The 14273-nt window shown below is 62.9% G+C and carries 12 protein-coding genes; 1 reads left to right on the top strand and 11 read right to left on the bottom strand.

Features of this window, described 5'->3' with window-relative positions; all coding sequences use genetic code 11:
- Positions 1–396: 396 nt before the first annotated feature.
- From HU725_RS03120 to HU725_RS03080, 9 genes are all read right to left on the bottom strand, one after another.
- Positions 397–2346: a PAS domain-containing hybrid sensor histidine kinase/response regulator gene (locus tag HU725_RS03120; protein WP_186478828.1), complete on the bottom strand. Its 1950-nt coding sequence runs from the start codon at positions 2344–2346 to the stop codon at positions 397–399.
- On the bottom strand, positions 2336–3199 hold the full coding sequence (locus HU725_RS03115) for a sensor histidine kinase (RefSeq protein WP_186478827.1): 864 nt from the start codon (positions 3197–3199) through the stop codon (positions 2336–2338). The genes HU725_RS03120 and HU725_RS03115 overlap by 11 nt, the downstream gene beginning before the upstream one ends.
- Positions 3192–4208, bottom strand: coding sequence for an ATP-binding protein (locus HU725_RS03110; RefSeq protein WP_189658138.1), 1017 nt, complete (start codon positions 4206–4208; stop codon positions 3192–3194). The genes HU725_RS03115 and HU725_RS03110 overlap by 8 nt, the downstream gene beginning before the upstream one ends.
- Positions 4199–4603 (bottom strand): anti-sigma regulatory factor, encoded by a 405-nt coding sequence (locus tag HU725_RS03105; protein WP_060479434.1) that lies wholly within the window; start codon positions 4601–4603, stop codon positions 4199–4201. Before HU725_RS03105 ends, HU725_RS03110 begins: the two co-directional genes overlap by 10 nt.
- Positions 4600–4962, bottom strand: a complete 363-nt coding sequence (locus HU725_RS03100; protein ID WP_060479435.1) for an STAS domain-containing protein — start codon at positions 4960–4962, stop codon at positions 4600–4602. The genes HU725_RS03105 and HU725_RS03100 overlap by 4 nt, the downstream gene beginning before the upstream one ends.
- 3 nt (positions 4963–4965) lie before the next feature.
- Positions 4966–5817 (bottom strand): STAS domain-containing protein, encoded by an 852-nt coding sequence (locus HU725_RS03095; RefSeq protein ID WP_186478826.1) that lies wholly within the window; start codon positions 5815–5817, stop codon positions 4966–4968.
- Between the two features lie 271 nt (positions 5818–6088).
- Positions 6089–7480, bottom strand: a complete 1392-nt coding sequence (gabP, locus tag HU725_RS03090; protein ID WP_186478825.1) for a GABA permease — start codon at positions 7478–7480, stop codon at positions 6089–6091.
- A gap of 365 nt (positions 7481–7845) precedes the next feature.
- On the bottom strand, positions 7846–9189 hold the full coding sequence (locus tag HU725_RS03085) for an MFS transporter (RefSeq protein ID WP_186478824.1): 1344 nt from the start codon (positions 9187–9189) through the stop codon (positions 7846–7848).
- 169 nt (positions 9190–9358) lie between these two features.
- Positions 9359–10309 (bottom strand): 2-hydroxyacid dehydrogenase, encoded by a 951-nt coding sequence (locus HU725_RS03080; RefSeq protein WP_186478823.1) that lies wholly within the window; start codon positions 10307–10309, stop codon positions 9359–9361.
- 99 nt (positions 10310–10408) lie between these two features.
- Here HU725_RS03080 and HU725_RS03075 point away from each other — a divergent pair, with 99 nt between their 5' ends.
- A complete protein-coding gene (locus HU725_RS03075) occupies positions 10409–11296 on the top strand; it encodes a LysR family transcriptional regulator (protein ID WP_186478822.1) in 888 nt (295 codons plus the stop codon).
- A gap of 113 nt (positions 11297–11409) precedes the next feature.
- Here the strand turns inward: HU725_RS03075 and gudD are convergent, their stop codons facing one another.
- Entirely contained in the window at positions 11410–12765 is a 1356-nt protein-coding gene (gene gudD / locus HU725_RS03070) for a glucarate dehydratase (RefSeq protein ID WP_186478831.1), read from the bottom strand.
- 19 nt (positions 12766–12784) lie between these two features.
- Entirely contained in the window at positions 12785–14137 is a 1353-nt protein-coding gene (locus HU725_RS03065; protein WP_186478821.1) for an MFS transporter, read from the bottom strand.
- Positions 14138–14273 lie beyond the last annotated feature (136 nt).

Below are 14273 nucleotides of genomic sequence, written 5' to 3'. Positions count from 1 at the left end.
CGTTTGTTTCGGGCCAATTAGTCCTGTGGGATTTGCGCGCGGACGCCTTTGTGCATGGCGCGGTATCGCGTCGTATGACCCAGGCGGTCGCGCGCGCCTGCCACAGGCGTTACTGGCCCGAAACAAACGTAGGAGCGAGCGCAGCTCGCGATGCGCCGCGCGGGCGGCGCTCGATCTCACAGGCGCCAAAAGGCTCAAATTGAACCCCAAAAAAACCCGACACTAGATCACTGATATCGGATTTTTTCGACCCCAAGCCTGGACTCAAATGCTTAAGTGAACAGCATTACTGCGAAAGGCGGGGCTGTCCAAGCCGGCGTCCAGGAAGGCGTCCAGTATGGTGCATCGCCCACCCCGGGGCGGGAAAGCCTAGCCGAGCTTGCTCAGTTCCGGGGATTACTGGCGCTCAGCCCCAATCGCTCGGCGCACCGTGCCCAGCAATTCGCTCAGGCGGAAGGGTTTTACCAGCATATCCATGCCCTCGCCCAAGAACGCCTGGCGGTCACGCGCTTCGTCGGCGTAGCCGGTCATGAACACCACCGGCAGCGCGGGCCGGCAAGCGCGGGCCAAGTCCGCGAGTTCGCGGCCGCTCAGGGTGGGCAAGCCTACGTCGGTCAGCAGCAGGTCTGGGCCAGGCTCCTGGCGCAGGTGCTGCAGTGCCTCATCCACAGTTGATGCCAGGGTGCACCGGTAACCGGCATCGGTCAGGGCCTCGGCCACCGATACGCGCACCGAGGCCATGTCCTCGACGATCAGCACATGCTCACCATTGCCTTGCGCGTCTTCGGTGGCTTCGCGGTGTGGGGCCGTGGCGGCGGATTGGGTGGCGGGCAGCATCAGGGTGACTTCGGTGCCCTCGCCCGGCACGCTGCGCAGCGCCACATGCCCACCCGACTGGCGGGCGAAGCCGTAGATGGTCGACAGGCCAAGCCCGGTGCCCTGCCCCACCGGCTTGGTGGTGAAGAATGGGTCGAAGACCTTTTCCAGCAGCTCAGGCTCGATGCCGCAGCCGTCGTCACGGACGGTGACCGCAATATAGGCCCCGTCGCGCAGGTTCAGGTCGCCGTAAACCTGTGCCATGCAGGTCGACACCCAGATATGTCCGCCCTTGGGCAAGGCATCGCGGGCGTTGATCACTAGGTTGAGCACGGCGCTTTCCAGTTGCACCGGGTCCACCAGGGCGATGGTGGATGAGCTGGAAAGCTCGAGAATCAGGGTGATGCGTTCGCCAATGGTGCGGGTCAGCAAGTCTTCCAGGGAATGCACGTGCTGGTTGACGTCCACCGGGCGGGTGTCCAGCGGCTGCTTGCGGGCGAAGGCCAGCAGGCGATGGGTCAGCGCGGCGGCGCTGCTGGCTGAGCTCAGCGCCGCTTCGATGTACTTGGGGACCTTTTCCGTGCGGCCCTCGGTAACCCGTTTGCGAATCAGCTCCAGGCTGGTGATCACACCGGTCAGCAGGTTGTTGAAGTCATGGGCGATGCCGCCGGTAAGGCTGCCCAAGGCATCCATCTTCTGCAGTTGCAGCAGCAAGGCTTCGGTGCGGGCGCGTTCCGCCACCTCTTTGGCCAGCTGGTTGGTGGCGTCGTCCAGGCGGGCCAGGTGAAAGCGCTCGCGGTGGCGGTGCTCGGTCACATCTTCGACGAACACCAGGCACAGGCCAGGCGTGCGGTAGGGTGACAGTTGCCACTCGGTGTCGCGGGGCTGGCCGTTCACCAGCATGCCCAGTTGGCCTTTCCAGCGCGCACCTGCGCCGATGTGCTCGCGCAGTTCGCACAGTGCCGCATCCTGCTGCGGGGCAAAGCAGTCGCGCAGGTAATCGGGCTGGTGGTTGTCTTGTACCAGCTGGGAAAAGGCATGGTTGCACTCATGCACCCTGAGCTCGGCATCGAGCACGGCGATCGGCGCCGACACGCTGCGGAAAATTTCCTGGAAGCGCGCTTCGCTTTCACGCAGTGCCCGTTCGCTGTCACGCACCCGCAGCAAGGTACGCAGGGTGGCCAGCAACACGTCCGGGTCCACTGGGTGGATCAGGTAGGCATCGGCGCCGGCGTTCAGGCCGGTGATGATGTCACCGCTCTGGATCGACGCCGCCGACACGTGAATCACTGGCAGCAAGGCGGTGCGTTCGTTGTCGCGCAGCAGGCGCACCACATCGAAGCCGCTCATGTCGGGCAGGTTGACGTCGAGGATCAGCGCGTCCAGGTGCTGCTCACCGATCAACGCCAGCCCCTCGCCGCCGGTGCCGGCTTCGAGCACTTGGTAACCCTGCGCAGTCAAGCGTCGGCGCAAGGCATAGCGGGTGGCTGCGTTGTCATCGACGATCAGCAGGCGCAGGTCAGCTCTCATCGGCATTCTCCTGGGCCAGTGCCAGCGGGATGGTCACATGGAAGCACGAGCCGACTCCTGGCTCGCTGGTCACGCCCACTTCACCGCCGAGCAAAATGGCGAAGCGTTTGCACAGCGACAGGCCCAGCCCGGTGCCGCGCAGGCGCTTCTGCAGCGGCGAATCGACCTGGGCGAAGTCCTCGAACAGGCTCCCGAGCAGCTCTTCAGGTATGCCGATGCCGGTGTCGCTGACGGCGAAGCGGATCTTGTCTTCACCCTGCAACTGAGCCGATACGCGCACCTCGCCACGGGAGGTGAACTTCAACGCGTTGGAAACGAAATTGCGCAGTATCTGCGCCAGCTTCTTGTCGTCGGTGTAGAGCCTGGGCAGGCCTACCGGCTCTTCGAAAATCAGGTCCACCGCACCGCCTTCGACGATGGGGCGGAACATGCCGCGCAGGGCGGCGAACAGGTCGAGCATGTCAAACCAGGCTGGGGAGATGGAAATGCGCCCGGCCTCGATCTTGGCCAGGTCCAGCAGGTCGTCGACCATGTCCGACAGCTCGCGGGTGGCAGTGCTGACGAATGCAACCTGGCGGTGCTGCTCTTCGGACAAAGGGCCGTCCAGCTCATCGGCCAACAGGCTGGTGATGCTCAGGATCGAGCCCAGCGGTGTGCGGAACTCGTGGCTCATGTAAGACAAGAAGCGGCTCTTCAGGTCAGAGGCCTGGCGCAGCTGCTGGGCCTGAATGTCCAGCTCGGCATACAGCGCCAGCACGCCTTGGTTGGTTTCTTCCAGCTCGGCGCGCAGCGCTTCGTTTTCGGCTTGCAGGCTGGCAACCAATGCCGCCTGGTCGGTAGCGGGTTCAGCCATAGGTGGGCTCCAGGTCGACGACCAGCACTGCTACATCATCCCGCCCACGGCAGAAATCACGGTGCAGCACGGTCGCGATGACGGCCGGGTGGCGATGCACCAGGCCAGGGTAGTCGTCGAGTTTCCAGCGCGACTGCAAGCCGTCACTGTACATAATCAGCAAATTGCCGTTCACCTGAGCGTAGTCGAACGCCTGTGCCTTGCGGTACTGATTACCGACGATGCCTGGGTGTGAGGCCAGGCCACGGGCGTGCACACCGCCAACCAGGCTCCCGCCGATGTTGCCGATGCCGGTGAAGGTCAAGCGGCTGTGGTTGGCGTCGTGCTGGGCAATGGCCACAGCGCCGCCGCGGGTGCCGGCCATTGCCTGGTGCAGGCGCTCGATCAGCAGCAACGGGGTTACGAACGGGTCGGCGGCGAAAGCCTGGGCGCCTGCGTGGGCTGCCGCTTCGGCGTCCGGGCCGTGACCCAGGCCGTCCACCATCAGGGCGCTGAGACGGTTGCCATCGATCGCCACGTGCCAGGTGTCACCGCAGGCCGGGTCATCGTGCAGGGCATGGTGACTGACGCCGATGCGCAGGTCAGCACAGGCGCTGTTGCGTGGGTAAACCCGCGCCAGAATCACCGAGCCGCGCTGGTCGGTGTACACATCGAACACCTGGGCCAGGCGCGCGATGGCGCCAAGGCCGATGCCTTGGGTGCCGCCCGTGGAAAACCCGTCTGCCAGGCAAGCTGTGGCATCGAAACCCTGGGCGCGGTCCACGGCCAGCAGTTCGATACCAACCCCGTTGGCGACTGGCAGCGCTCGCAGGTGCAGCTCGCCGCGCTGGGCGTGCTTGAGCACGTTGCTGCACAGCTCTGTAGCCAGCAAGGCCACACGCCCAGCGTCTTCATCGTCGAAACCGTGATGCTGCGCCATTTTTTGCGCCGTGCGCCGGGCATGGCCAATCTGGCTGCTGTCTTCGAGGGGCAGCACTAGCGTACAGCTGCCTTGAATGCTTATGCCCATCGCGTGATCGTCACCCGTGTGCCCTGGCCGGGTGCGGTATCCAGTTCGAACTCATCCACCAGCCGCCGGGCGCCGGTCAGGCCAAGGCCCAGGCCGTTGCCGGAGGTCCAGCCATCGGTCAGGGCCAGCTTGATGTCGGGAATGCCGGGGCCCTCATCGCGGAACACCAGGCGCAGGCCGGTGCGCCCCGGCTCTTGCAGTATTTGCCAGTCCATGTCGCCGCCGCCGCCATACACCACGGTGTTACGCGCCAGTTCGCTGACGGCGGTGACCAGTTTGGTCAGGTCGACCAGGCGCATGCCGCACTCACCGGCAAGCTTGCGGGTGAGCTGGCGAGCCAGCACCACATCCTGCTCGATACGCACCGGCAAGGTGCCACTTTGCTCGGCGTTCATGTGCGCCTCACTGTCTGGCTCAAGCGCTGCATGCCGCGTTCGACGTTCAGCGCGGTGCTGACACCCGGCAAGGTCAGGCCCAGCTCGACCAGGGTGATGGCCACTGCCGGTTGCATGCCCACCAGCATCACCTGGGCATCCATCAGCCGCGACAGGCTGGCGATGTCGGCGATCATCCGGCCGATGAACGAGTCGACCATGTCCAGTGCAGAAATGTCGATCAACAGCCCACGGGCCGAGGTGCTGCTGATGCGGTCGGTCAAATCGTCCTGCAAGCGCATGGCCAGTTCGTCATACATGTCGACCTGAATGGTCACTAACAGGTATTCGCCCATTTGCAGAATCGGGATGCGTTCCATGGCTTATACCTGCTCGGCCAGGCTCACACCCATACGCGACAGGGCCAGCTTCAAGGCGTCGGCAAGGTTGGCCTTGGTGGTCAGGGTGCCAAGGTCCAGCCCCAGGTGCACGATGGTCTGGGCGATCTGTGGGCGTATGCCGCTGATGATGCAATCGGCGCCCATCAGGCGGATCGCGGTAACGGTTTTCAGCAGGTGCTGGGCCACCAGCGTGTCGACGGTGGGCACGCCGGTGATGTCGATGATGGCGATTTCCGAACCGGTATCGACGATGCGCTGCAGCAACGATTCCATCACGGTCTGGCTGCGTTGCGAATCCAGCGTGCCGATCAGCGGCAACGCCAGCACGCCGTCCCACAGTTTGACCACAGGCGTGGACAACTCCAGCAGCTCTTCCTGCTGGCGTTTGATCACGGCTTCGCGGGTTCTCTGGAAGGTACGCATGGTGTGCATGCCCATGCTGTCAATCAGCTCGGAAAGCACCCATTGCTGTTCGGCCAACTGCGTAGGGTTAGCGCTGTAGTGCGCCTGTAGCAAGCCGAACAGCGGCCCTTTGAGGGCGAAAATGAAGTAGACGGTTTGGTGGGAGTCATGGCCTAACTGGGCGCGGCTGGCGGACAGTTTCTCCAGGAACCGCCGGGCTTCGTCCCAACCGGCAGCGTTCAGGTCGCTGCCGCTTTGCGATTGCAGGCCATTGATCAGCGCCTGCAGAAATTCGCGGGTTTCCTGGGCGAGTAGCTGTTCCTTGATATTACGGGTGGCGCCGCTGGCTTCGAGGCTTGCAGTCCACTCATTTAGCAGCTGTGCCTGATGGGTGGTGATCGCTTCCAACGTGCCGCCGTGCAGTGCTGCCATATGCTTCTCGCTCCTATGCGTTAAGGCCGGCATCCCCAGGTGTCCGCCGGCCTGCAGAAATGACATCTGCCCTTACAAATAGTTGTGGAGAATAGAAAAGATAGTTGCAATGAGCCACAACTGCGCGGCGTTTGCAATGAAGGCCCCATTGCGGGGCCCCAAAAACTGCAAAACACCTCAACAGGGCAGTGCCAGTTAGTTGCACCAATTGGCTCGACTAACTGGCACCGCCCGTTCGAGGGCGTTTTTCGTTACTGCACGTTCACTCGCATCACCCCATCGACCGCACACCAACCGCCTGCGCATGGCCTCGTGAGGTGACGATGCCCAGGAAGGAAATCACGATCGCCAGGCCCAGGGTCGAACTCACTTCTGCGCGGTGCTCGGGCGTGAACATCATCACCGCCAATGCGCCAGCGATGAAGATGATCACCGCCCACGTCAGGTACGGGAACAGCCACATGCGGAATTTCAACTCGGTGTTCTCGCGCTCCAGGCGGCGGCGCATGCGTAACTGGGAGATGGCGATAACCAGGTACACCAGCAGCGCAATGGCGCCGGAGCTGGCCAGCAGGAACTCGAATACGCCCTTGGGTGCGAAGTAGTTGAGGATGGCGATGGCGGCGCCGATCAAGGTGCTACCAAACACCGCCGCACGGGGCACACCCACTTTGGAGGTCTTGTTGAGGAACGCCGGTGCATCACCGCGCTTGGCCAGTGAGTACATCATGCGCGAGGCGATGTAGATCGACGAGTTCATGCAGCTGGTCACGGCCACCAGCACCACCAGGTCCACCATGAAGCCGGCGCTGGGGATGTTCATGATTTCCAGTGCACGCTGGTACGAACCCACCACTGCCAGTTGTGGGTCGTTCCACGGCACCACGGAAATGATCACGAAGATCGACAGAATATAGAAAGTGCTGATCCGCCAGATCACCGAACGGGTGGCCTTGGCGATGTTGCGCGAGGGGTCGCTGGATTCGGACGCCGCGATGGTCACCGCCTCGGTGCCGATGAAGCTGAACATCACGGTGATGAAGGCGCCAACCACCGCCGACCAGCCGTTGGGCGCGAAGCCGCCGTGCTCGGCCATCAGCGTGCTCAAACCGCTGACCTCACGGTTGGGCAGCCAGCCCATCAGCGCGGCGAAGCCCAAGCCGATGAAGCCGAGAATCGCCGTGACCTTCATAATGGCGAACCAGAACTCGAACTCACCGTACTTGGCCACGCTGAACAGGTTGGTGCCTGCCAGCAGCAGCACCGAGGCCAGGGCGAAGATCCAGCTGGGGATATCGGGGAACCAGGCGTTGAGCACATGCCCTGCCGCCAGCGCCTCGATGGGGATCACCAGCACCCAGAACCACCAGTACAGCCAGCCGATGGTATAGCCGGCCCAACGGCCGATGGCCTGGTCTGCGTAAGTGGAGAACGACCCAGTGTCTGGGTGTGCGACGGCCATTTCGCCGAGCATGCGCATCACCAGCACCACCAAGGTCCCGGCGACGAAATACGAAAGAATGGTAGCTGGCCCGGCCACCGCGATGGCGTGCCCGGAACCTACGAACAGTCCGGCACCGATAATGCCCGCAATGGACAGCATCGTTACATGACGTGGCTTGAAACCTTGCGCGAGGTTGCCATCGGATCCCACGGTGTTCATTGATCTTGTTCTCTTTTTGCTGACACAAGGAAGGGCGGGCAGAGGGAGGCGAAAATATCTCCTTTCAAATCAATAAGTCGACAGGATACAGGTGCTTGTTTGTTGGTATTGGGCACAGGTCACTGAGCAAGCTGCTGGTGAGGTTCGGGCTTCATTTAAGCCCCGCAAGGCTGTGGGAAATTACACGAGAACGCCTCAGAACTGTTCGATCACGACAGCGGATTTCCAGAAACGCCAAATGTCGCCCATGGCCTGTCCAATCGCGCCAACGCTGCCACCCGGGGCTTTCGGTTTTCATTTGGATGTGTGCGCCCAGGCAAAAAAAAGCCCCGGTATCCCGGGGCCTCTGTTGCTCAGGCGTCTGCCTACGCCTGCCCAGTACGCTCGAAGCGTTTGGCCAGCAACAGGTAAGCGAAGATCCCCAGCACGCCATGGGCGGCCACGAACCAGAGTGCGTTGTGGAACGAGCCAGTGCTGGCGACCACGTAGCCGATCACCAGCGGGGTGACGATACCGGCGATGTTGCCAATGCCGTTGAAGACACCGCCGCACAGGCCGACCATCTTCTTCGGTGCCACATCCGACAGCACCGCCCAGCCCACGGCCGCCAGCCCTTTGCCGAAGAAGGCCAGGGTCATCAGGGCGATGACCGCGGCGTTGCCATCCACATAATTGGCCAGCACCAGCGTGGTGGACAGCGCCATACCGATCACGAAGGGCGTCTTGCGCGCTTTGGACGGGTGCACACCACGGCGAATCAGGTAGTCGGAGACGAAACCACCGAGAATCCCGCCGGTAAAGCCGCAGATGGCTGGCAATGCGGCGACCCAGCCGGCCTCCATGATGGTCATACCACGGCCTTTGATCAGGTAGATCGGGAACCAGGTGATGAAGAAGTAAGTGAGCGCGGTGATGCAGTACTGGCCCATGTACACCGCCCACAGGTTACGGCTGGTGAACAGCTGGGCGACTTCGGCGCGGGTCGGTTTGCTCTTGGCCGTCTTACGTTCCTTTTCAAGGTCCACCAGGGCCCCGCCTTCGCGCATGTAATCCAGCTCTTCGCGGCTGAGCCCCGGTGCGCTGTGGGGCTCGTGATACAAGCGGAACCACACCACGCTGAGCACAAGCCCCAGTACGCCCATCCAGATGAACACCTGCTCCCAGCTCAGGGTGTGAGTCATCCACGCCATCAACGGTGCGAACACCACTACGGCCATGTATTGCGCGGAATTGAACAAAGCCGACGCAGTGCCGCGCTCACGGGTGGGGAACCAGCAACTGACGATGCGCGAATTGGCCGGAAACGCTGGCGACTCCACCAACCCGAGCATGAAGCGCATAGAAAACAGCGCCACGGCCGCCGACACGCCCGCCAGGCCCAGCCAGCCGACGGTGCCTTGCAGCAGGGTGAACAGGGACCAGAGGATCAGGCTGATGCCATACACCCGGCGCGCGCCGAAGCGGTCGAGTAGCCAGCCCCCCGGCACCTGGCCCAGGGCGTAGGCCCAAGCGAAGGCGGAGAACACCATGCCCAGCATCACCGGGTCGAGGCCAAGGTCTTTGAGCACCTCGGTGCCGGTGATCGACAACGTGGCGCGGTCGGCGTAGTTGATGACGGTGATGACGAAGATCAGCGCCAGGACCAGGAAGCGATGGCGACCGATCCCGGCCCCGGCCTGCGATGCGGCGACGGCGGATTTGCTGTTCATTTGGCCCCTCTTGCTTCTCGTGGGAAGCGTTTGTTCTTGTGTGAAGGTATGGCCCGTGGGCCTTGTGTTGCCTGTGCTGCCTGCTTCGCGGGTGAACCCAGCCCTATGGCCTGCGCCGTTTTCAGCATCTGCGCACTTACCGTGGCGCGGCTATAGCCGCGAAGAGGCCCTAACGCCCGGTGACGCGGTTCGGCGGCGCCTCGCCACGGAAACAGGCTTCTAGGTTGTTCAACACCATGCGGCCCATTTCCAGCCGGGTCTGCAGCGTGGCACTGCCACGATGCGGCTGCAGCGCCACCTGATTGAGGTCACGTAGCGCCGGGGGCACGTTGGGTTCGTCGACGAATACGTCCAGCCCGGCCCCGGCGATGCGCTGTTCACGCAAGGCATCCACCAGCGCCTGCTCATCCACCAGCTTGCCGCGCGCCACATTGATCAGATGACCCTGCGGCCCCAGTGCATCGAGCACCTCGGCCGTCACCAGCACCTGCCCGCCATCGGCAGACGCCGCGACCACCAACACATCCACCGAGCGTGCCAAGGCCACCAGGTCAGGCTCATAGCGGTAGCCGCTTTCTGGCTGCTCGCGCCGCCCGTTGTAGGCAATGGCCATGTCGAATGCCGCTGCGCGCCGTGCGATGGCCTTGCCAACCTCGCCCAGGCCGACGATGCCCAACTCGATACCACTGACCTTGCGCGCCAGGGGCAAGTTGACCGTGCCCCACAACCCGTCGCGTACCAGCCGCTCACCTTCGCCCAGGCGGCGCAAGCTACTGATGATCAGGCCCATGGCAAGGTCGGCTACATCGGCGGTCAGCACGCCCGGCGTGGTGGTGACCTGAACGCCGCGGCCAGCCGCATGGTGCAGGTCTACGGCGTCGGTACCGATGCCGCTGATGGCAATGATTTCAAGAGCCGGCAATTGGTCCATCAACGCATTCGACAGGCCCTTGGCGCCACCTGTGACTACGCCGCGAATGCGCGGGCCAACCTCGGCGAGCAACTGTTGCGGTTGTTCGTACTGGTACAGGCGGTGCACGTGGTAGCGGCTGACCAGCTCGGCATCGATGGCCTCTGGCACAGGCTGGGTCAGCAGTATGTCGATGGGAGTGTTGTGCATGCTGGGCTTCCGGCAGTTCGAAGACATGACTCGATGCTAGGCCCGTATTTGATACAGGTCTAATATAGATACTGGATCGAATAATTCAGGAATTGAATCATGGAGCTGCACCAACTGCGCTGTTTCGTCGCTGTCGCTGAGGAGCTGCACTTCGGCCGCGCCGCCACACGCCTGCACATGACCCAGCCCCCGCTGAGCCGGCAGATCCAATTGCTGGAGCACTCTCTTGGCGTGCTGTTGCTTGAACGCAATAACCGCCAGGCGCGGCTGACCCTGGCAGGGCAAAGTTTTTTGCAGGATGCCCGGCGCATCCTGCAGGTAGCTGAATCGGCCAGCCAGTCGGCGCGGCGTATCGCCCATGGCGAAGCAGGCAGACTGACCTTGGGCTTCACTGCCGTGGGCGCCTACAGCATGATCCCGCGCTTGCTGGTGCATGCCGGGCACACCTTGCCTGACATCGAACTGGTGCTGCGCGAACGGGTGTCGGCCACCCAGGTGCATGACCTTGAAGCGGGCCTGATCGATGTCGGCCTGGTACGCCAGGTGTTGCCAAGCGCCCGCGTGCAATACCTGCCGATCCACCGCGAACCGTTCCTCGCTGCCCTGCCCGCCGGGCACCCATTGGCGGCGCGCAAGCAGCTCAGGCCGAGCGATTTCGACGGCGAGGCATTTGTGATGTACAGCGCCAGCGAGGGGCGGTACTTCCATGACCGCATTGCCAACCTGTTTGCCCAGTATGGGGTGCAGCCGCACTACCTGCATCAGTTGGGGCAGACGCATTCGATTCTTGGCCTGGTCAACGTCGGGCTGGGGTGTGCTGTGGTACCGGCTTCGGCGCAGGCGCTGCGCCTTGAACAGGTGGTGTTCAAGCCGCTGGAGGGAATGGAGCAGCAGGCTGAGATCTTCCTGGCGTTTTGCCGGGATAATCCGAACCCCGTGCTTGAGGGTTTTGTGGAGATGGCGCGGGTATTTTTCGAAGCAGGGTAGATAGCGGTGGCTTGTTCGCGGGTAAGCCGCTCCCACAGGTATGGAACTGTCCAGGCCCGCAAGCCTGTGCAAAACCCATGGGAGCGAGGTCACCCGCGAACAGGCCGGCAGCCTCAACGCACCATGCAAGGCCGCTTGTTATCGAAGCGCCAGCCTGGGATCAAAAACTGCATCGCCACGCTGTCATCGCGCGCGCCCAACCCCATGTTGCGGTAGCACTCGTGGGCCTTGGCCAGTTGGTCTTCGTCCAGTTCCACGCCCAGCCCCGGCCGCGCCGGTACCCGCACATGGCCATCGACGATGCGCAGGGGGTCGCGGGTCAGGCGCTGGCCGTCTTGCCAGATCCAGTGAGTGTCGATGGCGGTGATGTCACCCGGCGCCGCCGCAGCGACCTGGGTGAACATCGCCAGCGAAATATCGAAGTGGTTGTTGGAGTGAGAGCCCCAGGTCAGGCCCCAGTCGTTGCACATCTGCGCCACGCGCACCGAGCCCTGAAGGGTCCAGAAGTGCGGGTCGGCCAAGGGAATGTCCACCGACTGCAACTGGATGGCGTGGCCCATCTGCCGCCAATCGGTCGCGATCATGTTGGTGGCCGTGGGCAGGCCAGTGGCGCGGCGGAACTCGGCCATCACCTCACGGCCTGAGTAACCATTTTCCGCACCGCACGGGTCTTCGGCGTAAGCCAGCACGTGGTGTTTGTCGCGGCACAAGGCGATGGCTTCCTTGAGCGACCAGGCGCCGTTGGGGTCAAGGGTGATACGCGCTTCGGGGAAGCGTTCGGCCAGGGCGGTGACCGCTTCCATTTCCTCCTCGCCGCGTAGCACCCCACCCTTGAGCTTGAAGTCACTGAAGCCATAGCGCTGCTTGGCGGCTTCGGCCAGGCGCACGACGGCTTCCGGGGTCAGCGCCTTTTCATGGCGCAGGCGGAACCAGTCGTCGTCGGCATCGGCTTCGTTACGGTAGGCCAGGTCGGTCTGCTGGCGGTCACCGATATAGAACAGGTAGCCCAGCATCTTCACCGCATCGCGCTGCTGGCCTTCGCCAAGCAAAGCTGCAATTGGCACGTTCAGGTGCTGGCCGAGCAGGTCGAGCAACGCCGATTCGATGGCCGTCACCGCGTGCACCGTGATGCGCAGGTCGAACGTTTGCAGGCCGCGCCCGCCAGCATCGCGGCTGTCGAAGGTCTGGCGCATGGCATTGAGCACGCGCTGGTAGTGCCCGATCGGCTGGCCGACCACCAGGCTGCGAGCGTCTTCCAGCGTTTGACGGATGGCCTCGCCACCCGGCACTTCGCCCAGGCCAGTATTGCCGGCGCTGTCACGCAGCACCACGACATTGCGGGTGAAGTAAGGGCCGTGGGCGCCACTGAGGTTGAGCAGCATGCTGTCGTGGCCTGCCACGGGGATCACGCGCAGCTCTGTGACCACAGGGGTTTGGGCATGAACGGCGGGGTTGGTCTGCATATTCATCATTGTTTTCTCGCAGTCATCAGTGGGTCTGGCCCAAGGCCGAAGGTGCCTTGAGCTCGTCAGTGGGGGCGCCCTTTGGGCGAATGCGTAGGAAGAATACGGCGATGGCTGCCAGCACCGAGGTCACGGCCAGGCCATACAGGCCGCCCTGGATCGACCCGGTCTGCTGCTCCAGCAGGCCGAAGGTGGTAGGGGCAACGAAGCCGCCGAGATTACCGACCGAGTTGATCAAGGCAATCACGGCCGCAGCGATGCGTGCGTCCAGGTAGCCTTGGGGGATCGGCCAGAACAGCGACGAGGCCGACTTGAAGCCAATGGCCGCGAAGCACACCGCAACGAAGGCGAACACCGGGCCGCCGGTGGTGGACATGAACATGCCGATGGCCGCAACCACCAAGGCACCTGCCACCCACGCCTGCTGGAATTTCCAGCGCGAGGAGCCAGCGGCGAAGGCGTACATGGCGATGATCGAGATCAGCCACGGGATGGAATTGAAGAAGCCGACCTGCAGGTCACTGAGGTCGCCCATGCGTTTGATGATGCTGGGCAGCCAGAAGGTGGCAGCGTAGATGGTCAGCTGAATGCAGAAGTAGATCAGGCAGAACAGCAGGATCTGGCGGTCCTTGAGCAGGCTCCAGGCCGATGGCTTCACCGCGCCGACGGCTTCACGCTCACGTTGTTCACGGTCGATGGTCGCTTCCAGCGCCTGCTGTTCCGCCGGGCTCAGCCATTTGGCATCCTTAGGCTTTGAGTCGAGCCAGAAGAACACGAAGAAGCACAGTGCTACCGAGGCCATCCCTTCGATGAACAGCATCCACTGCCAGCCATGCATGCCCAACCCTTGGATCTGCATCAGCGCGCCGGCCAAGGGGCCGGAAATCAGCGATGCCAGGGCCGAGCCGCTGAGGAAAATGGCGATGGCTTTGCCGCGCTCGGCGGCCGGCAACCAGCGGGTGAAGTAGTAGATCACCCCAGGGAAGAAGCCCGCTTCGGCGACCCCCAGCAGAAAGCGCAGCACGTAGAACTGGGTTTCGTTCTGCACGAAGGCCATGGCAGTGGCCACCAGGCCCCAGGTGAACATGATGCGGGTCAGCCACAGCCGTGCACCGACCTTTTGCAGCAACATGTTGGACGGCACTTCGAACAATGCATAGCCGATGAAAAACAGCCCGGCGCCGAAACCAAAAGCAGCGGCGCTGATGCCCAGGTCGCTCTCCAGGTGGGGGCGGACGAAGCCGATGTTGACGCGGTCCAGGTAGTTGACGATGAACATGATGACGAACAGCGGCAGGACATGGCGTTTGACCTTGGCCACGGCACTGGCCAAAGCGTCGCCTTCATTCCGGGCAGACGGAGCGAGGGTGTCGTTCACAGGTAGATCTCCCACTAATTGTTTTTGTGCGGGTCGAGGTTGTCTGACATGACAGTGGAACGGAGCATATGCCTCGCGAGGTTGTACGACAAGATGCCAATCATCGCGAAAATCGCTTGATACAAGCAGCTAAAAA

This window comes from Pseudomonas promysalinigenes (genome assembly GCF_014269025.2).
In the GTDB taxonomy this organism is placed as follows: domain Bacteria; phylum Pseudomonadota; class Gammaproteobacteria; order Pseudomonadales; family Pseudomonadaceae; genus Aquipseudomonas; species Aquipseudomonas promysalinigenes.
The sequence above is the reverse complement of the archived record's forward strand: the minus strand, read 5'-3'. Positions and strand labels throughout refer to the sequence as shown.